We start from the raw sequence: 23,903 nt of genomic DNA on the forward strand, positions 1-23,903 counted from the left end.
ATGCCGGACTACGTCGCACTCCATTGGAATGTCGATTGCGAAGTCTCCCATCGGATCGGCTGGGTCCAGCGGGCGATATCGCAGGACGAGACTTGGCGGCTCGCCATCGACGAACCGGGGCGGCTTGTCGCCGTATCGGCGCCCGCCGCTCTGAATGTCCGCCGGATGTCGGACGGTGCAGTTGTCATCGGCGACGTCTTTGCGCGTGACGGAGGCGACCCTAGCTGGCCGCCGGGGGGCGCCGCGGGCTTCCCCGCGGTCTGCCGAACGCTCGTCGAAGAAGCTTGGGGGAGATACGTTGCTCTTGGACCGCCGGAGGCCGGTCGAGCCGCGGTCCTTCGGGACCCAATGGGTGGTTTGGAGTGCATCACCTTCGACGCCGCCGGGGCGCAGGTGGTCGCCTCGACTCTGCCAGACTGGCTGATTGTAGGGCTCTCGCCGAAGCTGTCGATCGACTGGAGCTTCCTGCATCGCCAGTTCGGCCGCAGAGGCATAGCTGGCGGAGCAGCGCTTTGGGGCGCTCAAGCGCTCGCGCCTGGCGAGTACCTGGACACGGTGGGCAAGGGGAAAATGCTCTGGCTCCCCGCAGATATCGCGCGGCGTGGGCCGACGGCAGATGAGACGCTCGTCGGCCTTGTCGATATGTGCATCAAGGCGCTGACGAGCGGCCGTCGCGTTCTCACTGAGGTGTCCGGAGGCTTCGACTCCGCCGTCGTGGCCAGCGCCCTTGGCGCGATCCCTTCTTCCAGAGAAGGCCCCGATCTCATCAACTACCATACCGAGGAGATCGAGGGCGACGAGCGCGCCTATGCCCGGCTCGTCGCTGACAGGACCGGGCTGAACCTGATCGAGCGCCGGAAGCCGGAGTTTGCGTTCGATGAGGCGTCCCTCAGGGAGTTTTCGGGTGCAGTAGGCCCGGCGATATGGGGCGTAGACGCTCGCTATGATCGAGATGTCGCCGATCAGTGCAGGGCTCTCGGCGCGGACGCCATTCTGAGTGGGAAAGGTGGTGACAGCGTCTTCTTTCAGATGCCGACACCGATGGTGTTCGCCGATCGCCTGAGGTCCCGCGGCCTGGCGAGCCTGACTGAGCCTATCCTTCCGAGCGTGGCGCGCTGGACGCGGCGGTCGGTCTGGTCTGTGCTTGGCTCGGCTCTCTTCTGCGATGTCACGGGCCGCCGCGTCAGCGATCATCCCTGGCTGAGCGAAATCTCCGATCTTCCGCCAGGAAAGCGTCTGCATCTGCGGAGCTTGACCCAATGCTTGAGCTTCGCTGGGCCCTCGCGTCGGGCCAGCGCGGCTCATTTCATCCACCCGCTGTTGGCGCAGCCAGTCGTCGAACACTGCCTTTCGCGCCCAAGTTTCGAACTCACCCAAGGCCGTCGCGATCGGGCATATGCGAGGACCTGCTTCGAGGCGCGGTTGCCGCCGGAGATCGCCTGGCGGCATGGAAAAGGGGACGCGACTGCCCATTTCGGCCGAGCTGTCGCAGCACATCTCCAGTTTCTACGCAGCTATCTGCTTGAGGGCCTGTTAGCGACCCAGGGCGTTCTCGATCGGCGCCGCCTGGAGCGCAGTTTGTCCCTCGACCGCCTCATCTGGAGCGGCGGCGCCGGCGACGTGCTGCAGGCCGCGGCGATGGAGGGATGGGCGCGCGGCTGGGAGCGGCGGCTACGGACTTCGGCCTAGAGCCAGATGCGTCGAGTCCTGGAGCTCCGATCGTCGCGGAGAGCCAGGAGAACACGCGATCGTACATGTCGCGAACGTTGCCGGGGCTCGATATGACGTGGCCCTCGCCCCAATAGGTAGCCAGGGCAGCCGGCTTGCCCTGGCGATAGAGCGCCGAATACACGCTCTGGGCTTGCCCGAGGGCGATCGAGTCCTGATCGCCCTGGATCAGCAGGACCGGTGCAGAGATCCGATCGACCTGGCTGAAGGGGCTGTTTCGAGCGTAGCGCTCCGGATCGGTCCAGGGGGGCCCCCCCATGCCGGCAGCCTTCTCGACCCACCCCTGTCCCCAGTTGGTCGAAGGGCCGAGGTCGGCGCTGACAGCGAAGTCTGGCGGTATCGCACCCCAATGAGCGGATAGATCGGAGATGCCCGCCGAGACGATGATCGCGCCGAACCTCTCCGAGCGCGTCGCGGCGACCAGAGCTGCGTATCCGCCGTAGCTGTGTCCCCAGATGGCGATTCGTCGGGGATCAACAAAGCCGCTGGACACCGCCGTCTCGACCGCGGCGCTGATCTGTTCGGTGAGACCCGACGCCGGCTCGGATGTGCCGACTGGCTCGGTCAGGCTGGGAACAAGGACCGCATAGCCGCGCGCGGCCAGTAGCTGGGGATTGGTGTAGAGCGTCAGGGCTCCTGGCGCGTATTTCGACGGCGGGGCCGGATAGATCGCACCCGGATAGGGGACTACGATCAAAGGCAGCCGCGCACCTTCCTGGCGGCCGGGGGGCAGATACAGCCAGTGGGCGCCACGGGCGCTGGGATTGGCGCGCAGGGCTCGGACATCAGCGAACTCGAGCTCGGCGAACCCCGAGTTGATTGTGCGCGCCACGAATGGCTTTAGCCCCCGCCGGTGCACCGAGAGACGCGATACCCCGTGCCGATCCGTGGTGGTCACGACCATCGTGCTGGCGCTCATCGCAACGACCCGCGCGCCAGAGGGAAGATCCTGAACGCTGAACTGACCGGCTCTCGCAACACGTACGACGGCGGCTCCTCGCGGGGATTCTTGAAGCGCTGGTAGCCATGACTGGCGTGACGGAGCATTGATGGCGAGCCGCAAGGGCGCGCCGACCGCGATCTTGGAAAGCGAGGCAGCACCGCTCATCAGAGATGGGCGACCTTGGCGATCGACCGACCATGCCCTCTCATCGGCGATTAACAACAGGCCTTGGTCATCTTGGGCCGCCAGGGTCGCTGGCGCGTTCGCGAAGTCAGCCGTCAGGTTCGTGGCGCCGACCCGGCCCAATGCATACCAGTCGGACCGACGCGATTGGCTTTGCCGTCCGTGCAAGACGGGCGCGTCGGCCAACCAGGCTGCCTGGACGGTGACAGTCCCGTCCCGGCCGACGTCGACTGTCGGGACCACGCCGTGGCGCGCGATCGAGGCAAGCGCGCCTGAGTTCGCGGCAATGACGTAGAGTTCGCCATCGGTCCAGGCGCTCGCCCTGGCGCGTGCGAACACCAGCAGCTTGTTCGCCGTCGGGGCCCAGGCCAGCAGCCCCGGCAGTACGTCGCAATCGGAGCAGGGCGACCTGGTGAGACCGTTTTCCAGGTCCACAAGGAGCACGTTGTGTCGTTGGAGCGTATCGCCGTCTCGCAACGTTCGGACCGAGGCCGGACTCAGCTGCTCACCCACGGCGAGGACGGCGGCATAGCGGCCATCGCTTGAGAGTTCGAGATCGGCGAAGGCGCCGGCGGCGATGGTCCTCAGTTCACCGGTTTCGGCGTCGAATTGCACGAGCTGCTGCTTGGCCGGACCTTGACGCAGCCCGCTGAAGGGCCCGCTTCCGATGACCGTGACCGAAGGTTGGCCGCGATCGGCCCTGGCCCAAAGCTCAGGCAATTTCGCCATCGCATCCCAGCCAAGGCGCAGGCGGTCGGGTAGGCCGCCGCCGGGTCGGACGATGAACACCAGCTGCCGGTTGGAGCGCCACTGGGCCAGCCGGCCGAGTATGCCGTACTCGGGCGTCACCGGGAGCCAACGCACCTCGCCGCGACCAACCTGGGCGATGCCGGCTCGCCAGCTTTCGCCTTCGAAACGATAGACGAGGACGGCCTTTCCGTCTGGCGATATCGGGCCGGCCACGTATCCTCCCGCGTCGTCCTGCGGGAAAAGGGGTGTGGCTGGGCCTGGGTGATCGAGATCCGCTAGAAAGAGCCGGCTCGTCGCCAAGTGTGCATAGTAGTCGCCTTGGAAACTGGGCGCAGCGGCGTATGGGCCGCGCTTCTCGAAGATGAGCCAGCGGTCGTCAGGGGTGATGGAGGCATCTCCCCACTGCTCAGACATGAGCAGGTCGTCAACCGTCGGTGCACGCGCCGAAGCCTCGGCCGTGATGGCGAGCATGCATGCAGCCGCGAGCGCAAAGACGCGCATGAAGTCCTCACTGCAAAATTGCGGGGGATCGCGCTGAGCGCGGCCTACCAGGTCTTGCTCAACTGAAGTGACACGACCCGGCCCATGGGGCTGGCGTTGGCGGCGTCGAAGCCGACGCCCTGGAAGGCGTCATAGAACGGCGGAGCTTCGTCGAGGAGGTTACGCACCCCCAAGCTCAAGCTCAGCCCCCGCCAGGGAGACCGCATCATCTCCGACGTGCGCCAACGCCCCTGGACGTCCACCGTCGTCCAGGATGCGACCGAGCCGCCCATGCCGTCGCTGTATCCATCGACGTAGTTGGCGCTAACCGTGGCCCCCCAGGCTCCACGGTTCCAATCCAAGCTTGCCCGGCCGCGCAGGTCTGCGGGCTCGCCTGGCGTGTCTAGCGTCTCGATCGGAGGCGATGTCGGCGTGAGCGTCTGTTCAAAGCGCCCGAGCCAGGTCGCGCTGAGCGAAACCTCGAAGCGATGTTCGTCTCGCTCGAAGCTGTAGCTCCCTGAGACGTCCAGGCCGCTGACGCGTGTCGACGCGGTGTTCACGTAGCGCGCATCGACAATCGCGCCGTAGGCTTCAGGAGGGAAGGCGCCAGGAAACGCGAACGTGGCGTCGTTGATCAGGGCTGTGACGAGGGCCAGGTCCGTGGGGTTGCGCGGATCGACGAAGCGAACAAAGGGGGCGTAGGTCGGGTCGCTCAGCGCGGTGTTGACGTGATCGAGCGCAGGCCGGGCGATCCGGTCTTCAAAGGTCGTGTCGAACCAGGTGGCGCTGACATGAAGTCCCGCCAGTGCGGCCGGCGCGTAGTCGAAGCCGGCGGACCAGGAGGTCGCGGACTCGGGCTTGAGCGACGGGTTGCCGCCGTATCGGATCACCGACAGCGTCCGGCCTGGGCCCTGAGGCAGGAAGCTAGCGCCGATGCTGCCTGCCTCGAAGACCTCGACGAGGGTCGGGGCGCGAAAGCTCGTCCCGTAGCTGGCTCGCAGATTGAGATCCTCGTTTGGCTTCCAGATGAGACCAAGCTTCGGATCGGCGGTCGAGCCGACATCGTCATAGTCTTCGATGCGGCCGGCCAAAGAGAGGTCAAGGCGGTGCAGGCCAGCGCGCGAATTGGCGTCGCCGATCAGCGGAATGCGCAGTTCGGCGAATGCGGCGCTGACACGTCGTTCCGACCCCGGCCGCTTTGCGCCACGCGGCGTCGCGGTCGAGGTGAAGATCAAGTTCTTCTGGTCGAAGGACTCATTGCGCAGTTGGAGGCCAACGGCGAGCCGGGCCGGCCCGCCAGGCGCCCTAAACAGGGTTCCATCGGCCTGAAGAGCCAGGGTTTCGACGCGGCTGCGGCTGGTTTGCTCGGAGAAGCCGGAGCCGATGAAGTCGAGAACGGCGCGTCCATTCGCGCCGCCTGCGCCGTAGGGATTGAAATAGCCGTCGCGCGCGGCGCTGTAGCTGGTCGCGGGATCGTCGGGGATCGCTCCCAGCGCCTCACTGAGGAGGCGCGTATTGACGGTGTTGCTGAAACGCCGGGTGCCGACCTCCTGCGCGAATGCCAGGTAGGCCTCCGAGCGCCAATCGCCCCAGAGGTCAGCCTTGAGCGCCAGCGTGGCGCCGAGGCTCTCGGCGAGGCCTGAGCTCCTGACGGGCCCGAGGTCGTCGCCATAGCCATAGGCGATCTGCTGGGATGTCAGGCCGGGCAACGCCACATAGTAGGGATTGGTCGCCCGCACGGTGATGACTCCGGTCGAGGCGAGAGTGCGGAAGTCAAAGCGACGGCGAGTGTAGCGGGCGTCGGCCTCTACCTCGAGCCACGGCGTGAGCGACTGGCCGACGAACGCGTAGAGGCTGTCGCGCCGATCGTCGGGAAGGAGGTCGAGGCCCTGACGCTGGTTTTCCAGGTTGACCTGTCCGGGGACGAAGTCGGACGGCGAGGTCGCGGCGCCGTTCGCGCCCGGTCGGATGGCGTAGATCGGCGTGTAGTTCGAGGTCGCGGGGTCGAGCTGCACGACATTGCCTGGAGCGCTGTAAATCACGCGGTGGTCGGTTCCGCCGAATGGGCGCAGGTCCGATGAGGCAGCGTAATCGCGCGCGGCGGATGGCAGATTCTGCCGGTGGTATCTCTCATAGGCGATGAGGCCGTGGCCCCCGGCCCAGGTTTTGCCGAAGACCTGCGAAAACTGGGTTTCCTCAGCTTCGCCGCCGGAGGCGACGCCGTACCGAAGCCGGGTTTCTGCGCCGTCCAGGTCGCGGCGCAGCCGGATGTTGACGACCCCGCCTACGGCGTCAGAACCGTAGAGGGCCGATGCGCCGTCCACCAGCACCTCGACGCGTTGCACAGCCACCACGGGGATGGCGGAAAGGTCGGCGAAGTCGCCCTTCGAGCCTGTGCCGGCCATCCGCCTGCCGTTCACGAGCACCAATGTAGCGTCGGTTCCGAGGCCGCGGAGGTTCACGCCGGTGGAGGCGAAGCTATTGGTGCCGAGAGGATCTGCGCCGGTCAGCAAGGTGGTCGGTGAGCCGCCACCGCCGCCGAAATTCTGCGGAAGGCTGGTGACCGTTTCGTCGAGGGTGGCGAATCCGCGCTTGGCGATGGCCTCGCTGTCGAGCACCACGACTTGCGAGGGGCCATCTTTGACGCCACGCAGGTGGCTACCAGTAACGACGACCTCGGCGATTTCCTCGGAAGCGCGGTGCGCGGGGATGATGGCCTCCGCTGACTGGACCGCCCCTTGTGGCTCGACCGACGACAGTGGCGTCAGCCGGCCGGCGGGGTAGGGAGCCGCCTTTGCGCGCAAGACGATGGAGCCGCGCGTGGTTCGATCGATCACGAGGTCGCTTCCGGCGATCAGGCGCTTGAGGGCCTCATCGGCCGTCAGCCGCCCCTTTACCGCTGGCGCATTTCGGCCGCTGACCAGCGACGCCGAATAGAGAAGCTGGCGTCCGCTCTGGTGCGAATAGCTGACCAGGGCTTGGTCGAGCGGTCCGGCGCCGATATCGAAGGTAATTTGGGCCGGCGCGGCGAGCGCAGCCGCGGGGGCTGCACTGGCGCACAACGCGAGCAGAAACGCCTGGGGGGCGTACGACTTACTGAACGACATTCATTCCCTCACCACTTGTGCAGCGCGTTGTCAGACGGCGAGCCGGCCTGATCGCGATGCGTTGTGAGGGATAGACACGCGGGCCCCAGGCAAACCCTGACGACCACCGCAAAGAAAACTATGGCTTCACTCCATTCGGGCGCGAAGCAGCAGATCACCGTCCTGCTCGGTGCTGAGGTCCAGCGCATAGAGGTGCGCGACGGCCTCGGCCAGGGCGTCGATATCTCCCGTGTGGAAGACGCCGTTCACATGGGCAGCGGCGATGTCGTTCGACGCGGCGAGCCGGATCTTGCGACGGCTGTAGCGGTTGGCTTCCTCGACGGCCGCCGAGAGCGGCAGGTCCCGAAAGACAAGGCGGCCGCTCGTCCAGCTAGTGACGGCGCTGGTGTCGGCCAGCACGCGCGGCCCGTCCTGGCCGGTGGTGATCTGCTCTCCTGGCCTCAACGTCCAGGCTCGGGACGAGCTGTCGTTCACGCGAACCTTGCCCTCGAGCAAGGTCACCCGGACCTTGTCCGCGTCGCGTCGAACGTCGAACTGTGTGCCGAGGGCTCGAACTTCGACCTTGTCGACCGACACGACGAACGGACGCTTCGCATCGCGAGCAACCGCGAACATCGCTTGGCCGCGAGCGAGCTCGACCCGCCGTTCGTCGCCTCTCATCCTCACGATCGCTCTGCTGTTGGTGTCGAGCGTCAAGGTCGAACCGTCGGCAAGGCGGACGGCGCGCTGCTCTCCGATCTCGGTTTGATAGACTGGGGCGTGCAGCAACCATCCGGCGGTCAGGGCGCCTGAGAGCGCGAGGACGGTCGCCGCGGCGAGCGCGAAGAGGCGGCGTGATGGTTCAGGCCGCCGAGTCGTCGTCCGATTGAGCGCCTCGTTAGCGGCGGCCCGGATGTCCGGATCTGAGTGCAGGGCGTCGCCACTGCGCCACAACGCCTCGACCTCAATGTAGGCCGCTTCGTTTGCGGGGTCGCTGCGCCATGCGAAGAAGGCGTCGAGGGTTTCGGCGCTGACGGAATGGGTGCGCAGCCTGGAGAACCAGGTCGCGGCGTCTTCCAGCACCTGTTCGTGTGAGTTGGCGGCCATGACGATTAGTCCGCGAGCTGTTGGGCGCAGAGAACCAGCGCCTTGGCGAGGCGCCACTCGACAGTCTTGATCGAGAGACCCAGGCGCTCGGCGATCTCGGCGTTGGTCATTCCGGTGAAGCGGCTGAGGATCATCACATCCCTGAAGATGACGGGGAGGGATAGAACGGCCTGCTTGAAGACAAGGGATTCAAGCTGACTGGGCGCATCGACGCCATCCACCGTCTCCCGTTCGAGCGTCTCGGCCAGCCGCCTGCGGGTCGCCTCGGCGCGGATCTGATTGCGGGCGAGATTGGTGGCCACCCGCAACAGCAACGCCTGAGGATGGCGTACTTCCTGGGCGGCATGAAAGGGGGCCACGCGAATATATGTCTCTTGGACAACGTCTTCGCCATCGATGCCGTAGCGTCGGCGAAGCATCGCCTTCAGCCAGCCTGAATAGCGTCGATAGAGGACCGACAGGCTCTCGACGTTGCGTTGGTCGGTGTCCACGCCGTTTGGCGTCAGGACTTCGCCCGAGGTGGGTTGGTGGGCCATGGCCTCGCCTTGATGCTGCGAGGCGCACGCCCGGATGTCCGGGTGTTGAGAACATGCTTGACCATGCGCCGACGCCTTTAGCCGCCGCTGGCGACCTGGACATGCGCGTCGGCCACGCCGGACAGAGGGCGTCGTGGACTTCTCAAGCGAGGTTCTCACGCCTCGGCGCCGCGGCCGCGGCGCAACCCTGAGTCTAAGTCGCGAGGTTCACCGAACGCAAGAATCTAAAACGTCCGAGGCGCCCCGTCCTGCTGCGACGCATTCGGTGCGGAGCCGCATTCTAAGGCTCAGCTTCGCGGGGCGCGAGGGGGGCCTAATTCCTGAGGCGGTTGCGCAGTCTTCGGAGCTCGCGCTCGTCAAGGTCGTCCGGATAGGCGAGGCGGGTGCTCCACTGATGCTCGCAGCACTTCGGACAGGCGTGCTTCACCTGGCTCGCGACGCGGGCGACAGGCGTCGTGAAGCCACCGTCGCCGCGCGCGTATAGCCGATCGATGACCCGCGCCACGTCATAGCCTTTGGACCAGCCGCACCGACCGCAGGCCAGCATCAGCCGGCAGCCGGGATACTTCTGCGCCTCCTCCAGCCGGGCGTCGCGAGCATGGGCGATCGGCAAAAGCATCAGCCGTGCGGCTTTCCAGAATAGAAGGCCGTGTCTCGCGTGAAATGGTAGGCGGCGGTTTCAAGCGCCTTCTGTGCCGCGGCCAGGATGAGGTAGTCGGTCCCGAACGGTCGGCACTTAGTCTGCAGGGCGATCAATGCGCGATGATATGGGCGCAAGGTCTCGAAGGCGGCCTTCGGATCGGTGACGCCGAGATATCGGATCTTGGTCAAAATGGGCTCCTAGCGAAAAATGAAGAGGGCAGGGCTTGAGGCGGCCTTCGCCGGTCCTGCCCGGATTTCTAGCCGTGCGGCTCTGGAGCCGCAGATGCACCGAACGCGGGATGCGAGGGCTGTCAGCGGGAGCTGCTCCAGGTGCTGGTGCAGCCAAGGGCTCGGGTCGCAAACGGCGCTACGCCGGCACGGCGGCGACAAGCACAAAGCGACGATGTGTCGATCTCGCGCCAGCGCATCGCCGAGAGCCTGGCTGGCCGCCAGCTTCGTGCGTTCTTCTTGAAGAGTTGATCCGTCTGCCATGTCTGCGCTCCCGCGCGAACAAAAGCAGAACATTTGGCGCTTGGCGACTCCGTTCCGGCTGTGGCGGCGGCGCCCCACTCCCGCTCAGCGCGAGAACATCTGGCTGCAATCCCGTAGCCAGGCGGCGCGCAGCCGGGCTAAATCCGTGGCTTCACAACGGAAGGGGCCGCCATGTCGCAAGGCGTCGTCAAATTCTTCAATGCCGCGAAGGGCTTTGGTTTCATCAGTCCGTCTGACGGGACGCCTGATATTTTCGTGCATATCTCCGCCCTGCACGACAGCGGCATCGAAGGCTTGAACGAAGGCGACGAAGTGAGCTTCGAGGTCGAGCGTGATCGGCGCTCTGGCAAGTCATCGGCCGTGGCGCTCTCAGTTCTGGCCTATGCGCCGGCGGGAGGTGGTCGTGGCCGCGGCGGCGGTTCCGGCCGCTCTGCGTCGCCGCCGCCGCGGGGGGTGAGCCGCGAGACCCTCGGTTCGGGCGCTGGTGTCGTGAAGTGGTTCAACCCGGCGAAGGGCTTTGGCTTCATTCAGCCGAACGACGGCGGCACCGACATCTTTGTGCACATCTCCGCCGTCGAGCGTGCAGGCCTGCGTGGCCTTGATGATGGTCAGCAGGTCAGCTTCGACCTGGAGCAGGACCGGCGTAGCGGTAAGCTGGCGGCGACGAACCTGAGGGTGGAGTAGGGCGCTGCCTCAGCAAGGCATCACGGTGGCGGCCCCTTGCAAGGCAGGGCCCTCACCATGAGCACTCCAGTGGCCCCACCTCGGCCGTCCCTCCGCATTATCCATCTCTCGGGGGGGCTTCGCGCGTTCGACATTGGCGATGCCGACGTTCGGGTTGGGCCCGACTACGGCTTGCATCTCCTGCAGTTCCCGACACAGCCCTATGCGCGGACCTACGCTGTCCTACAGGACATTGGGCTTGAGATACTCGGGGTGGACTTCATCAGTCATAGAAGTGCGCTGGTCGCTGGCGAACCTCCAGACTTCCAGGTCTTTTGGCCCCAGGCCGGTTTCGCGGAAATGGCGTGCGAGCGAGCGTGGTCGCAGGTGCGCCACGTGCCAGAGCAACGAGGGCCGGAGATCGTCGACATAGCGGGGCGATTTGCGACCTATCTTCGCCTGCTCAACCTACGGGTCCGCGAACTCAGCGATGCCTATCGAAATTGCCTCCGGTCGAAGCTCATTGACTTGGATGGTTCATACAAACGACCGCAAGACCGAACGCTCTTCGCGAATGGCTACCTCGTCCACATGGAGGCGGCGATCCATGCATTTCTCGCCGATGCCGCAGGGCTGCGCGATCTGATCGCGGAAGCCATTTGGCGTCTCGTGCTAAAGGAGGCCTCGCAAGACGTCACGACACTGGCTTCATTGCTCCGTCGAACCCGTTCGCGCTCAAATGCGGCTCCGCTGCTGACTGAAATCCATGCCGCGGGCGCCGACGGCGGCTGGCTCAGGGCCCTGACGGACCTTCGCAACGCCATTACCCATGTCGCGCCGCTCGCAAATTCGCACGAGCTACACTCGACGCAAGTACGGTTGCGGCCGCTACGAGGCGGCTCGGCGCCAATCGTCCACTATCCTCTGACAACAGCCGAGGGCGGACTGAGGCCACGCCCGTCGCCGGTTGATTTTGAGCAAGAAGCGATCCTCAAGGAGCGGCTCGAGGAGTATCGCGGCTTCGTCGACACAAGCGGCGACGCCTTGACCTATGCGCACGGTACTCTCCACGCCCTAGTCGCGCTCGCAAACAAAGTGCGCGAGACGGCCGGTCTCAAGCATCAAATGCTTACGATCACCGATGCGGACATCATTGGTCCGGTCCGTTTCTATGGCCGAGGTCACGATAGCTCGCCGGGCGATCCTCCAGAATAGGGTCGCGGACGTCCGCACGCATCTGCGCAACCCCTCGTGGCAGTAATCCCTTGCTACGCAAGGCAGTCCTTCAAATTTGCGCTGCGAACTTCCGGGTGGTGCTTGCCCTAGTTGCTTCGCCCAGCCCAGCTTGTTTAGCTTCGGCCGCGATGATTTTCGACAGCGTCCCTTGGAAAGCTCAACTCGCGAAAGACGCCGCAGAGATCGATGCGTCCGCAGCTAAGCGCCCCTCGGCCAAGCGTTCGCTCCTCATTGAGCGGAATGTCTTTGTCGGGGCCTATGCCATTCGGAAGCTCGATGAGTCTTTCAGACTGTCGTCAGCGTTCCTCGATGAGCCAATCACTGTGAAGCACTATCCGGTGATCCGGAGTGGCTACTCACCGATCCGCCATCCGGACTTTGAGCGCTTCTTTGCAATGGAGCAGCCGCAAGCGCGATCGCTGACGCGTCGTCGCTTGCTGAACGTGTTGATCCACAGTGCAGTGTTCGTCGAAGTCCTCGGACCCCGCGGGCGTTGTCAGGGAGTCTTGGTCGCATCGGACCGTACCGTGAGGCACGGACTCTACGAAGTTGAGCTGCCGGACCTCACCAACCTGATGCGCCTTGTCGCGGCAGAGTTTCCGACTGTGATGACGATCAGAACCGCTGAGGATGGAACCTGGACAGTGTGGACGGGGCATGATCCGCCCACCTTACAGGACGATTAAGCGCTGGGCACTTTTGGCTAACGACATCCGCGCTGGCCTCGCGAATTGGCCTTTGCGAAGTCCGGTTAGGTAGCCCTAGAAGCCCGGGCCGCGATACGGGATCGTAGACAAATCGACCGGGATATCCGTGTATCCGTGGTGGTCGAGAAAGGTTCGGACGGAGCTGGCGATCAGCTCTTGGTGTGGCGATGGGCCGACCATCACGTTCTCAATGCTGACCGCGTTCTCCAGGCGATCTCCCGTGCATAGGTAGGGTACCAAGCCCAGCGGACTGGGGCGGAACTTCAACCCTCCAAAGTCGTCTGCTTCGGCGTGCGAGAGAACGACCCTGACTTCTGCTTCATGGCCGAAGGCCAGATTCTTAAAGCCGACGATGGCTCCGGACAGCGTGGAGGTAAGGCGCTCGACATAGTGCTGGTCATGATCGTCGGGCCAATGACCGCGCATCGCCTCCATGTCCGTGCGGTACTCGATTTCGAAGCGGCGTAGGAGCGACAGCACGAGCGCCTGCTTGGCTCGGGCGGAATAGAAGACACGATGCGGCAGCATCGATGATCCGTAGAACATCGGAGCTCGTTGTTTCTGGTGGTTCACGCCAACGCCGATGCACACGCCGCCACTGCCGCCGTAGCCGCGCCACTGTTCCAGGCTGTCGCGCAAAGTGGAAAAGCACGCAATCAGGTGTCCGACCTTCGGGGGGCGCAGAATGTTGTCGCGAACCGCCTTGGCGATGGGGCGGAAGGCGGGCACGCGAGAGCGACGAACAATCTGTGACAGCACCTCGGCCGCGAGTTCGGCGCCATGACGCATCTCGTGCGCATCGTTCAGGAAGCGGCTATCGCTCGCCCAAAATCCCCTGGATTCGATGATGCCCTTGAAGCCGCTGAGGCTGGTGTAGTGGTAGAGCGGCGGTCCCCACACGAGGATGTTCTCGCGGCGAGCCACGCGTTTCATCGCAGCTTCGTCATGCCGTTCCACTGGCCAGAATTGGGCCCGTAGGAACCCGGTGCGATAGGGGCGATTGCCAATGTACTGGACGTCGCCCAATCGAATCGTGCGCTCGGTCAACGCAGGCCTACAGCGCCAGGAGCCATCGACCGAACATGTCGCCATACCCGTTAAGGAGTGTGCCGCAGACGATCATCACGACGCCAGCCACGCGTTCGGCTATCACGGAGCGTCGAACTTCGGGGCGCCGTGCTTCCGCGCGTTTAAGGCGATCGGCCAGATCGGACATCGGAAAGAAGGCATGCACACGAGGCATTTGGCGCTGCACCGTGCTGGCGACGCCGTCGGTCAAGATGGGCCGCGCGGTGACAGCGATGCCCCATACCGTCAGCCATGACCCAGCTCGCTGCAGGACAACGACGTCCCGGGTCGCTTCAAACCACCATGCATGAGTAACCAATCCGACCCCGCCGACTATCAGCAGCAACAGATAGGCAAGGCGTCTGATTGGTTTCGTTGAGGCCTCGGTCAAACTGGTCATTGACTAGGCTCCAGCCTCTCTCTTGAGCGCCTCAAGCCGCTCCTGCGAAACCTCCTCCACGATCTCGCGCAGGCGGGTGGCTTGGGCGGCGAGCGCTTGCAGATCCTCCGCAGTGATATCGTAGCTGGTGGAGTAGCGGGCCTCGACGTAGGCGCGCTTGAGGGTTTCGAAGCGGCTGCGGTCGGCGCGATGTTCGCGCGGCCAGACGGCGATCAGGCGCGGCTCGTTCTGTTCGGCGAGGGACCGGAGGAACTTGATGTTGTGGGAGCGCGGGAAGTAGAGCGTCCGCACTAGCAGGAAGCAGGCGTAGGCGGTTTCGACGGCCTGGTGGAGATTGAACGCTGCCTTGTTAGGCCAATCGCCGACTTGGCCTTTTGAGCGGGCGTGCTCCGCCAACTCGAGCCACGACGCGATCGAGGTCTGCTGCCTCTCAAAGTACCCCTTCGCCAGGTCGTAGGCGTCCCGCGGCGTCGGCGGAGCAGGCATGGCGAGCGGGTGGCCGGGCAGCTCGTAGAGGACGACGCCGTCGCGGGCGATGTCTGTGAAGAAGTACTGACCTTTGGAGAGGGCGTCGTTCACCTCCTGCCGAGTGTGGACGATGATGTTGACCGTGCGGCCGACCTCCGGGTCGCGCAGGATCTTGTCTTCGGCGACGTACCAGTAGTCGGCGATGTCGGTCAGCTTCTCGTGGCTGACGATGACCAGCAGATCGTAGTCAGACTGGTAGCCGTTCTCCGGTTCGTCGACCCAGTCGTTGCGGGCGTAGCTGCCGAACAGGATGATCTTCAGCACCTTGCCCTGCTTGCGGAACGGCTGCGTGCCGCCCGCCACTGCTGCGTCGAACTCGGTGAGCAGTGTCTGGGCCACGCGCTCAAGTTCGCGCTGTTGCAGAGCGGGGAGGTGATCGGGGTCAGTTCTCATTCCGTTCGAGTCTCGCCAAAGCGGGGCAGTGTTGGCAAGCCCTATTGCAGGTAGAATAGCGCTGTCGGGTGGTTCGACCGCGAGGGAGACGGCAGACAGCGGGCGCTTCGTGTTCTCCCGGGCAGGCCGGTTTTTGGAGAGCCGGGTGTTGAGAACGTGCTTGAGACACGCGCCGACGCCTTTGGCCTTTCGGCTTGGACATCCGCGCCGGCCACCCGGCCGATCTCAGCCATAGCACGCCATCGGCGGCGAGCTACCCGGCGCCCACCGCGCGGTGGGCGTCCCTCGGCCGGCGTCTGCTCGGGCCTTCAGGCCCTGCGGATCACCGTGCTCGTGGAGACGCTTCTCAAGTTACCCGGCCGATCCTATGTGCATTCAAGCGGAGGTCGCTGACGCGGCGCCACGAATGGGGCAGGTTTGATGAAAACTCAGATGCGTCGCCAGGCTTTCGAACGCGAGGCTGCGGCCGCAAAGCGCGCCTTGGCCGTCGGCGACCTCGATGAAGCGTTTCGCCTGCTTGAGAGGGCCCACATCTTGGGTCAGCCCTGGGCAGGGCCCCATAGCTGGGCGCATTTTGAGATGCTCAAAATCGGATGGCGCAGGAGGGATGCTCGCGAGGTGAGCGGTCAACTGGTTCGCTTGGCGGCTGGCGGACTGTTGTCCTGGATGGGGCGGCTGCCCGCAGGCAACACGGGTGGCGCGAATGTGCCTGCCGAACAGCCGATGCCGCTGCCCGATGATCTCGCTGATCTCTGCCGCTGACTGCGGGGCCTAACAGCGGATTTATCGCTTGATCCTCGATTGGCTGGAGGAAGTACGCTGCTTCTCAGAATAGAGGAGCCGCACATGGACGAAGCACTGAAGGCCACCACGCTCACGGTTACGGGCATGACCTGTTCGGGCTGTGCGAGCAAAGTCGACACCGCTCTGCGCGGTCTCGAAGGCGTGCAAGACGTTTCGCTTCATTATCCCGATACGACGGTGGGCGTCCTCCATGGCGCTGCGGTCACGCCGGAGATCCTCCGGGATGCCGTGACCTCGCTGGGCTTCGAAGTCGCGGCGGCCTAGGGCGCGAGCGATGGGCGAAGGCGTTACGCAGGCGCGCTACCGCGTCACGGGCATGGATTGCGGCGCATGCGCTGCGAAGATCGACACTGCACTTCGACGAGTGCCGGGTGTCTCCGAGGTCGTGGTCAGCTTCCAATCTGGCGTGCTCTCGATCGCGCACGATGATCGAGTCGATGACGCCGCCGTCGCCAAAACACTGAGCAAACTCGGGTTCGGAGCTACTGCGCTGGCGTCAGGCGCCGGGCAGGAGGCGCGCTCGGCGCAGGCATCGTGGTGGCGATCAGCCAAGACGAGAGCGACGCTCCTGTGCGGCCTGGCGCTTGCGATCGCCTATGGTGTCGGACGGTTGGCTCCCGAAGCCGAGCGCTACGCCTTCATTGCGGCTCTGCTGGTCGGCCTTGTCCCAGTGGCGCGGCGGGCCTTCGCTGCGGCCCGCATGGGCAGTCCATTCTCCATCGAAATGCTGATGACGGTGGCCGCGGTCGGCGCCGTCATCATCGGCGCCACGGAAGAGGCCGCTGCCGTCGTTCTCTTCTTCTTGGTCGGCGAAATGCTCGAAGGGCTGGCGGCCAGCCGCGCGCGTCGGAGCATTTCCGATCTGGCCGACCTCGTTCCCAAGACCGCTTTGGTCGAGGAGGCCGGAGACACGCGGGTCGTCCAGGCTGAGCTCTTAGAAGTCGGCGAGATCCTTCTCGTCAGGCCCGGAGAACGGATCGCCGCCGACGGTGAAATTGTCGAAGGTTCGGGCGACATTGATGAAGCGCCGGTCACCGGTGAAAGCGTTCCGAAGCTGAAGGCCGCCGGCGATGGGGTATTCGCTGGGACGATCAACACGACCGGCGTACTGCGGGTTCGCGTGACAGCGGCGGCGGCCGACAACACCATCGCCCGTGTCGTGCGTCTTGTGGAGGAAGCACAAGAGAGTAAGGCGCCGACTGAGCGGTTCATCGATCGGTTCTCGAAAGCCTACACGCCGTTCGTCGTCCTGATCGCGATACTCGTCGCTATCGTCCCGCCGCTCGTGGGCGGCGCGGATTGGCAGATGTGGATCTATCGTGGTCTTGCCGTTCTGCTGATTGGCTGCCCCTGCGCTCTGGTGATCTCGACCCCCGCAGCGATCGCCGCCAGCCTGTCGGCCGGCGCGAGGCGCGGCCTGCTGCTGAAGGGGGGCGCGGTGCTCGAAGGGCTACGTCATGTGACGGCTGTCGCCTTCGACAAGACCGGAACCCTGACACAAGGCAGGCCCGTGGTGACGGATGTCGTGGCCTTCGAGCGTGGCGAAGAGACCGTGTTGGCGATGACGGCGGCCCTAGAGCGCGGTTCGAGCCATCCGCTTGCCATGGCCATTCTCGACCGGGCGAAGGCGCAGGGCGTTTCGATCCCCCCAGCGTTTATGGCGCAGGCGATTGCCGGCGAGGGCATATCCGGCAATGTCGCCGGGGAACCGGCGTTTTTCGGCTCGCCGAAGGCAGCGGTCGAACGGGCGCCCATCGATCGTCTCCATGCCGCGCGTATTGAGGCTCTAAACGCCGAAGGCAAGACCGTGTCGGTCCTGGTGGTGAATGGCCAGGCCATCGGACTGATCGCCCTACGTGACGAGCCGCGTGCTGACGCGCGCAGAGCTCTCGCGACCCTCGCCGAGCGAGGCATCCGGACGGTGATGCTGACCGGAGACAATGCTCGGACCGCCGCAGCAGTTGGCGGCGAACTGGGAGTGGAAGCGCGCGCTGAGTTGATGCCCCAGGACAAGCTCGCCATCGTCCGAGCGCTCCAGGCTGAAGGTCTGACGGTGGCGAAGGTCGGCGACGGGATCAATGACGCCCCGGCCCTTGCGGCTGCGGATATCGGCATCGCCATGGGCGGCGGTACGGATGTGGCGCTCGAGACGGCGGATGCAGCCGCGCTGCATGCACGTGTTTCGGACGTCGCCGACATGATCGCGCTCTCGAAGGCGACCATGCGCAACATCTATCAGAACATCACCGTCGCGCTGGGTCTGAAGGTGGTGTTCCTGGTGACGACTGTGATCGGCGTGACCGGTCTATGGCCCGCCATCCTTGCCGATACCGGCGCCACCGTGCTCGTCACGTTGAATGCGATCCGGCTGCTCCGTTGGCGCCCTGCCTAGACAGGCGCTCTCAATGGCAGCGAGGGCACAGGCCGCTGGCTTCGAGCATGACCCGCTCGACGAGAAAGCCGGCCGGCGCAGCGCAGGTCGCAGCTAGGCTTGGATCGGGCAAGCGTTCGACGGCGCCGCAGCAGGTGCAGACCAGCAAGCCCGCTGCACTCGTCCCGGAACTGTCGGGACACGCCATATAGGCGCCGAGGGTGATGACCTTCTGAACCAGGCCAATAGCCATGAGTAGGTCGAGGCTCCGATACACTGTCGGCGGCTTGGTCGGGCACCCGCCTTCACCAAATCGCTGGATCAGGTCGTAGGCCTTCACGGGCTGTCCCGCGCCCACCAGTAGTTCGTATGTCCGGCGGCGCGGCTCGGTCCAACTCTCGCCAGCAGCTTCACATCTCGCGCGGGCTTCGACCAGCGCCTGTTCCAGGAGCGCCGGGTCGGTAGGAGCGCGGTGGCTGTGAGGGCAGGGCGGGCTCACGCGACGGTGGCGGCCTCAGGTTCGGAGTGATCGCTTTCGCAAAGCTCGTGGTTGCTGAGCACTTCGATGACCCGGCAGTCGGAAACATGCCCATGGCAGGCGGCGGCGACGACCCGCTGCAACTCCCCACGCAGCGCTTCCAGCCGGGCGAGCTTGCTCTCCACGGCCGCAAGCTGCTCTGCGGCCAAGGCGTTGGCTTGGTCGCAAGGCTGTTCGGGGTCGTCGGCGAGCTTCAACAGCGTGCGGATGGCGTCGACGGAGAACCCCAGCTGGCGAGCGTGCTTGATAAAAGCGAGCCTCTGCAGCGTCTGGTCATCGTACACGCGCCGATCGTTTGGCGCGCGAACAGGCTCGGGCAGCAGGCCAATCTGCTCGTAGAACCGAATGGTTGTGACCTTGACGTCCGTGGCCTTGGCCAGCGCGCCGATGGACAGATGCGACATTGGAAGTTCGCTCCCGAGTATCTGACGAACATAGTGTGGCGATCCTCTAGAGCCTAGAGCTCACGCCGCGTGTTCGGGGCGGGGACCATCGGATGGCGAGAGTGTATTTTGTAACGCGTTCCCCAACCTGAGGACGGCGGCTATAGCGGTCGGGATGTTTAGGGCATGGCCAGGCTGGCGCGGACTCGGGATTGCGTTGCTTTCCGGCTTCCTGTTGCTCTTCACCCTTGGTCCGGGTCTCCAGAACCTAGTCTGCTCGGATGGCGCCGCTTCGGCCAGCGCCGCCCATCAGTTTAGCGATACGTCCACTGATCAGACGCCGACCGGGGACATCGACCCTGGCGCCGCTGTCCATGCGCATTGCGACCACGGCGGAGTTTCCAACCTAGCCTTAGCCTCGGTCTCCGTCGCACTGATCCCGGCGGGGGATAGACGCGCCTTGGATCGAAGCCGCGTGGCTTCCACAAACCGCCAGTTCGGCCTGGAACGCCCTCCCCGGGCCTGACGGTTAGCCGCCCGCCAATAGCGCCCAAACGCCCGAGTGTAGGGCGTTCGCTGCGCGACACGGCCTGAAGGCGGACCCGGTAGCGCGTCGCTCGATCAGGCGCGCTCGTCATCCCACGTTCGGCTTATCGGCGTGTCGACCAGACGCGTCAGCGCCTTGGCGTGGCCTCTCTAGTTCTGCTCGAATTCGAGGAACCGCTGCATGCGGACTTTCCAAAGGCGCCACCGACGGCGCCGTTCTCGCCGCGCCACGATGTGGCGCTTGGTGCATCTGGCTCTTGCGCTGGTGCTAGGCCTGATCTTGCTGTTCCTGATCGCTGGCCCAAGATCACCCGTCCCTGGCGTCGTCGCCAAGCGGGCGGTCGGGCCCGACGCGCCCACGACGAACGCTCAGGACGCCGACCGCGGCGCATGGCGGTGGGCGCCATGAGGCAGGGACGTCCGCCGACCAATCTTCAGCAGCAGTGTCTGACAGTCCCGCTGAACCGTCTGAAGCCGGCGCCTCGGGCGTTGAGCACGCCTAAGGTGGATGAGCGTACACTCGCTCGTCTGAGCTCGGAGATTGTCGGAACACGGTGCTATCCGCGGCTAGGGGTTTCGCCGGAGCGCGACGCGGAAGGCCACGGTACGGGGTTTTGGTGGGTTGAGGAGGGGGAGGAGATCCGCCTTGCCCTTCGACGCCTAGCGTTCCATGGGCGGATCAAAACGTCCCATCCCGTCCATTGTCAGTTGGAGACGCCCGACGACACGGGCCGCGTTGGCGAGCCTGGTGTCCTAGCGAGCTTGGAGGTCCGCGCTCAGGAGCCGTCGGTCGCGGCCGGGCTCGCCGCATCGCCCTCGGCCATGCTTCAGGCGGTGTTCGCGCAGGATCCGGAGACTGCCTTAGTCGCCACGCTCCACGCCTTCGTGGTCACGGTGTTCTTCGACGGGGATCGGCCCGAGGCGGCTCGCCCCTCGAGCGAAGTCGATCGGCGGCATGCGATCTGGCGACGGCGACTGCCAGCCGCCTCCGACGACCTTTTGCCTTACCTGATAGCGCTGCCGCCCCGGGCGCGCGCGCGACTGTTCAATCTCTGCCTCGACAGAGTGACGCTCTCGGGGGGGCGTCGCAATCGATCAGGCGATCATCCCGGCGTTACAGCGATGGTGCGAGCCCATCGAGCGGAGAGCGGGTAAGGGGCAGACGGTGTGTGAGAAGTGCAAAAAACATCTTGCTCCTCCACTGGCTGGAGCATGTAGCCTCGCTACATGATCCGCCTCCGCAATTCGCTCTTCGGAGCAAAGCAACTGCAAGGCCGCCTCGGCGTCCAGGCGGTCGCGCGTGCCGCGGCGGCGAGCCGGAATCGTGATTTTGTAACGTGTTCCCAAGGCTTCCGGGGGCACGTATAGGTCGCTCATGACTGGGATGGGGACATTCCCTCAGCACGCAAAGAAGCGCGTCGCGAACAAGGCGATACGCGCACGCGTGGGTGTCTCTAGCGGGGCGCACCTGGTCGTCAGTTTGATGGTGGCGTTGGCCGTTCTGCTCGGCGCGATGTTTTCGACATCCGCTGCGCACCTCAGTTTCGACAACGACGCGCCTGCTCTTCAGTGTGCAACTGAAGTTGCGGCGAAGTCGCCGGACACACCTGATGCCCCGGTCAAGAGTCGGGTTCTCGGGCTCTGCACGGGCCACTGCACGGCCCATATCCTGACCTTGCCGGCGAGTTCGCCGGCGGTGTTCGTCCTCTATTTCCTGCGCGCGAGTTGGTGGGCGACCAACGACTTGGTCGCTCAGGTCACGCGACCCGCCCTGCTGGAGCGACCACCCCGAGTTTGATGCGTCAGCGGCGCCGGCGATCGGCGCGCAGGACTGCATAGAAACTCAGGGATACCCAATTCCATGTCACTCTCCATGCGTGGCGGGCTGCGTTTTGCGGCCGCCAGCACCGTGGCGATCCTTACCGCCTTGGCCTCCGGGTCCAGCGCGGCCGCCGATCCCGCGCCTTCTTTTCGCGAGCTACTGACTCAGGCCCAAACTGCGGCGCCCCAACTGGCAGAGGCGGCAGGCGAGGTTCGTCAGGCCGAAGGTCTTGCCCAGCAAGCCCGCGCCCGCCCCAATCCGACCCTTGGGTTGGATGTGGAGAACTTCAGCGGCAGCGGCCCCTATAAGGGCAGCTCCGAGGCCGAGAGCACGCTCTCGTTCGGACAGGCGCTGGAACTCGGCGGCAAGCGTAGCGCCAGGGTGGCCGCCGGTCGCGCGGGCCTCGAGGCGGCGCGCGCGCAATTCAGTCTGGCGCGAGCCGACTACGCCTTCGCTCTTGCGGAAGCCTATGCCGAGGCCGAGGCGGCCGAGCGGCAAGTCACTCTCGCCCAAGAGGGCCTTTCCCTCACCGAGGAGGTGCTTCGGATTTCCCAAGCGCTGGTGGACGCCGGCCGGGAGGCGGAGCTCCGCAGCCTGCAGGCGCGCAGCGCCGTCACCGGCGCCCGCGCGGCCCTGGAGGCGGCTCAGGCGGCGCGGGCCGGCGCCTTCGCCCGGCTTACCGCCCTTGCCGGATCTCCGGCGCCCTTCACGAGCCTGGGTGAGAGCTTGCTCACCAAGGCTGCGGCTGCGGCGCGCAATGTCGATCTTCTGACCACGCCCGCAGTGATCGCCGCGGAAGCTGAACGGGAGGCCGCCGCTCGCCGCGTGCGGGTCGAACGCACGCGGGCGGTGCCCGACGTGACCTTGTCGGCCGGTGTCCGCCGGTTCAGCGCGGATGACTCGACAGCCGTCGTCGCCGGGATATCCGTGCCCATCCCTGTGTTCGACCAGAACCGCGGCAACATCACCGCGGCGCAAGGCGAACTGCTCTCCGCCGAGGCTAGGCTTGCCCGTGCGCGCCTGGACGCCCAGGCCGAATTGCGCACGGCGCTGTTTCAGGTCGATGCGGCCCAGACTCGGGTCAGCGCCGCGGTTGAGACCGAACAGACCGCCCAAGAGGCCTACCAGCTCACACGGGTCGCCTACGAGGCCGGAAAGGCGCCCCTCCTTGAGCTCATCAATGCGCGCAGGTCCCTGGCCGAAGCGCGCACCCAGACCATCGAAGCCCAGCTGGCGCGTCTGCGCGCCGAAGCTGGCCTGGCGCGCCTGCAAGGCCGACCCCTCGGAGACCTCTGATGCCCCGCACCTCTTCCTCCAATTCCCAGCGGCAATGGCTGCTCGGCGGCGCTGCCCTCGTCGTCGCAACAGGCGTTGGCTTCGGCATAGCTAAGCTGACCACGCCCAAGCCCACGCCGACCGAGGCCGCCGCCGAGGCGCCGGCGGCGGCTCACGACGCCGATACACTGACGATGGGGCCTGAGCGCATCCAGGCCTCTGGCGTCGGTTTGGAGACCGTGGTGGCGGGCGGCTTGGCGTCGGAAGTGGTCGCCCAGGCCACGGTGGAAGCCGAGCCGACCGGCCAGGCGGTCCTGACCGCGCGCGCTGCAGGTGCGGTCGCTCAGATCACCAAGCGCCTTGGGGATCCCGTACGGGCGGGGGAAACCCTGGCCCTGGTGTCGAGCCGCGAGGCCGCGCAGATTTCGGCCGACCGCAGTGTCGCTAGCGCGAAGGTCGATCTTGCTCGCCGCATGATGGCCCGGGAGAAGCGGCTCTACGAACAGAAGGTCAGTCCGCGACAGGACTACGAAGCGGCGATGGCGGAGCTGGCGACCGCCGAGGCCGAGGCGCGCCGGGCGTCTACCGCCGCCGGCGCCGCGGCCGTGTCGAACGATGGGCGCTACGTGGCGGTAACCAGTCCGATCAACGGCCGCGTCACCGCGATGGCGGCCAGCCTCGGCGCCTATGTCCAACCTGAGACCGAACTCTTCCGGGTCTCCGACCCGGCCCGCATCCAGGTGGATGCGGCGGTGACGGCCAACGACGCGCGCCGGATCGCGCCTGGCGATCGGGCCATCGTCGAAACCAGCGGCGGTGAAACCCGGGCCGCTGTCGTTCGGGCGGTGACGCCTGGGGTAAGCGAGGAGACGCGGTCGGCGACTGTTGTCCTGACCCTCACAGATGGCCCGGGCGCCTTGCAGCTGGGTCAGCTGGTGCGGGCGCGGATTACGTCGCGGCAGTCGACCTCGGCGGGGATCGTGGTGCCTGAAGACGCTGTCCAGGTCATCGAGGGCCGCGATGCGGTGTTCGTGCGGACCACGACCGGTTTCCGTGTGCAGCCAGTAAGCGTCAGCCAGCGCAGCGGCGGGCGCGCGGTCATCCTTCAGGGGCTGAAAGGCGGGGAGACGCTCGCCGTCAAGAACGCCTTCCTCCTCAAGGCCGAGCTCGGAAAGAGCGCGGAAGAAGACTGACCCCAAAGCCGCATCTGGAGACACGCCGA

20 protein-coding genes and 1 pseudogene are annotated in these 23,903 nt (G+C 65.5%); 10 read left to right on the plus strand and 11 right to left on the minus strand.

Annotated features, from left to right (window positions below):
* Nucleotides 1-1,689 (plus strand): asparagine synthase-related protein, encoded by a 1,689-nt coding sequence (locus tag AC1Q87_RS17060; RefSeq protein ID WP_492610078.1) that lies wholly within the window; start codon nt 1-3, stop codon nt 1,687-1,689.
* On the opposite strand, the gene AC1Q87_RS17065 is transcribed toward AC1Q87_RS17060, so the two are convergent.
* From AC1Q87_RS17065 to AC1Q87_RS17090, 6 genes are all read right to left on the minus strand, one after another.
* Nucleotides 1,595-4,105 carry an alpha/beta hydrolase family protein gene (locus AC1Q87_RS17065; RefSeq protein ID WP_312165971.1) on the minus strand — a complete coding sequence of 837 codons (2,511 nt, stop codon included), beginning with the start codon at nt 4,103-4,105 and terminating at the stop codon, nt 1,595-1,597. The genes AC1Q87_RS17060 and AC1Q87_RS17065 overlap by 95 nt on opposite strands.
* 44 nt (nt 4,106-4,149) lie before the next feature.
* Nucleotides 4,150-7,191: a TonB-dependent receptor domain-containing protein gene (locus AC1Q87_RS17070; protein WP_312165972.1), complete on the minus strand. Its 3,042-nt coding sequence runs from the start codon at nt 7,189-7,191 to the stop codon at nt 4,150-4,152.
* A gap of 126 nt (nt 7,192-7,317) precedes the next feature.
* Nucleotides 7,318-8,277, minus strand: coding sequence for a FecR family protein (locus AC1Q87_RS17075; RefSeq protein WP_183772298.1), 960 nt, complete (start codon nt 8,275-8,277; stop codon nt 7,318-7,320).
* A gap of 5 nt (nt 8,278-8,282) precedes the next feature.
* Complete coding sequence (locus AC1Q87_RS17080; protein ID WP_183772300.1) at nt 8,283-8,813, minus strand: RNA polymerase sigma factor; 531 nt, start codon at nt 8,811-8,813, stop codon at nt 8,283-8,285.
* A 313-nt stretch (nt 8,814-9,126) separates the two neighbouring features.
* A complete protein-coding gene (locus AC1Q87_RS17085; protein ID WP_492610079.1) occupies nt 9,127-9,432 on the minus strand; it encodes a hypothetical protein in 306 nt (101 codons plus the stop codon).
* On the minus strand, nt 9,432-9,644 hold the full coding sequence (locus tag AC1Q87_RS17090; protein WP_183772304.1) for a hypothetical protein: 213 nt from the start codon (nt 9,642-9,644) through the stop codon (nt 9,432-9,434). Before AC1Q87_RS17090 ends, AC1Q87_RS17085 begins: the two co-directional genes overlap by 1 nt.
* A gap of 474 nt (nt 9,645-10,118) precedes the next feature.
* Between AC1Q87_RS17090 and AC1Q87_RS17095 the strand changes: the two are divergent.
* From AC1Q87_RS17095 to AC1Q87_RS17110, 4 genes and pseudogenes are all read left to right on the plus strand, one after another.
* Nucleotides 10,119-10,304 (plus strand): annotated as a pseudogene (locus AC1Q87_RS17095) (cold-shock protein); the annotation flags it as partial.
* A 96-nt stretch (nt 10,305-10,400) separates the two neighbouring features.
* Nucleotides 10,401-10,631, plus strand: a complete 231-nt coding sequence (locus tag AC1Q87_RS17100) for a cold-shock protein (protein ID WP_409418342.1) — start codon at nt 10,401-10,403, stop codon at nt 10,629-10,631.
* A gap of 252 nt (nt 10,632-10,883) precedes the next feature.
* The gene (locus tag AC1Q87_RS17105; protein WP_183772308.1) at nt 10,884-11,825 is read left to right on the plus strand and encodes a hypothetical protein; all 942 of its coding nucleotides are present in this window, start codon (nt 10,884-10,886) and stop codon (nt 11,823-11,825) included.
* 149 nt (nt 11,826-11,974) lie between these two features.
* Nucleotides 11,975-12,532: a hypothetical protein gene (locus AC1Q87_RS17110; RefSeq protein WP_312165976.1), complete on the plus strand. Its 558-nt coding sequence runs from the start codon at nt 11,975-11,977 to the stop codon at nt 12,530-12,532.
* Nucleotides 12,533-12,607: 75 nt separating this feature from the next.
* On the opposite strand, the gene AC1Q87_RS17115 is transcribed toward AC1Q87_RS17110, so the two are convergent.
* From AC1Q87_RS17115 to AC1Q87_RS17125, 3 genes are read right to left on the minus strand one after another with little or no spacing between them, the layout of a single operon-like run.
* Nucleotides 12,608-13,600, minus strand: a complete 993-nt coding sequence (locus AC1Q87_RS17115; protein ID WP_183772314.1) for a DUF2971 domain-containing protein — start codon at nt 13,598-13,600, stop codon at nt 12,608-12,610.
* A gap of 7 nt (nt 13,601-13,607) precedes the next feature.
* Entirely contained in the window at nt 13,608-14,021 is a 414-nt protein-coding gene (locus tag AC1Q87_RS17120; protein ID WP_183772316.1) for a hypothetical protein, read from the minus strand.
* Nucleotides 14,022-14,024: 3 nt separating this feature from the next.
* Nucleotides 14,025-14,888 carry a HEPN domain-containing protein gene (locus tag AC1Q87_RS17125; RefSeq protein WP_312165979.1) on the minus strand — a complete coding sequence of 288 codons (864 nt, stop codon included), beginning with the start codon at nt 14,886-14,888 and terminating at the stop codon, nt 14,025-14,027.
* Nucleotides 14,889-15,362: 474 nt separating this feature from the next.
* Here AC1Q87_RS17125 and AC1Q87_RS17130 point away from each other — a divergent pair, with 474 nt between their 5' ends.
* From AC1Q87_RS17130 to AC1Q87_RS17140, 3 genes are all read left to right on the plus strand, one after another.
* Nucleotides 15,363-15,704, plus strand: a complete 342-nt coding sequence (locus AC1Q87_RS17130) for a DUF3703 domain-containing protein (protein ID WP_183772320.1) — start codon at nt 15,363-15,365, stop codon at nt 15,702-15,704.
* A gap of 84 nt (nt 15,705-15,788) precedes the next feature.
* The gene (locus AC1Q87_RS17135; RefSeq protein ID WP_183772322.1) at nt 15,789-16,010 is read left to right on the plus strand and encodes a heavy-metal-associated domain-containing protein; all 222 of its coding nucleotides are present in this window, start codon (nt 15,789-15,791) and stop codon (nt 16,008-16,010) included.
* A 10-nt stretch (nt 16,011-16,020) separates the two neighbouring features.
* Complete coding sequence (locus AC1Q87_RS17140; RefSeq protein WP_183772324.1) at nt 16,021-18,138, plus strand: heavy metal translocating P-type ATPase; 2,118 nt, start codon at nt 16,021-16,023, stop codon at nt 18,136-18,138.
* Nucleotides 18,139-18,148: 10 nt separating this feature from the next.
* Here AC1Q87_RS17140 and AC1Q87_RS17145 read toward each other — a convergent pair whose 3' ends face one another.
* Entirely contained in the window at nt 18,149-18,616 is a 468-nt protein-coding gene (locus tag AC1Q87_RS17145; RefSeq protein WP_183772325.1) for a transcriptional repressor, read from the minus strand.
* Nucleotides 18,613-19,059, minus strand: a complete 447-nt coding sequence (locus tag AC1Q87_RS17150) for a MerR family transcriptional regulator (RefSeq protein WP_183772327.1) — start codon at nt 19,057-19,059, stop codon at nt 18,613-18,615. The genes AC1Q87_RS17145 and AC1Q87_RS17150 overlap by 4 nt, the downstream gene beginning before the upstream one ends.
* A 2,386-nt stretch (nt 19,060-21,445) precedes the next feature.
* Between AC1Q87_RS17150 and AC1Q87_RS17155 the strand changes: the two genes are divergently transcribed.
* On the plus strand, nt 21,446-22,702 hold the full coding sequence (locus AC1Q87_RS17155) for a TolC family protein (protein WP_183772329.1): 1,257 nt from the start codon (nt 21,446-21,448) through the stop codon (nt 22,700-22,702).
* Entirely contained in the window at nt 22,702-23,874 is a 1,173-nt protein-coding gene (locus AC1Q87_RS17160) for an efflux RND transporter periplasmic adaptor subunit (protein WP_183772331.1), read from the plus strand. Before AC1Q87_RS17155 ends, AC1Q87_RS17160 begins: the two co-directional genes overlap by 1 nt.
* Nucleotides 23,875-23,903: the final 29 nt, after the last annotated feature.

Source organism: Phenylobacterium sp. GW823-FHT02A09, assembly GCF_058797775.1.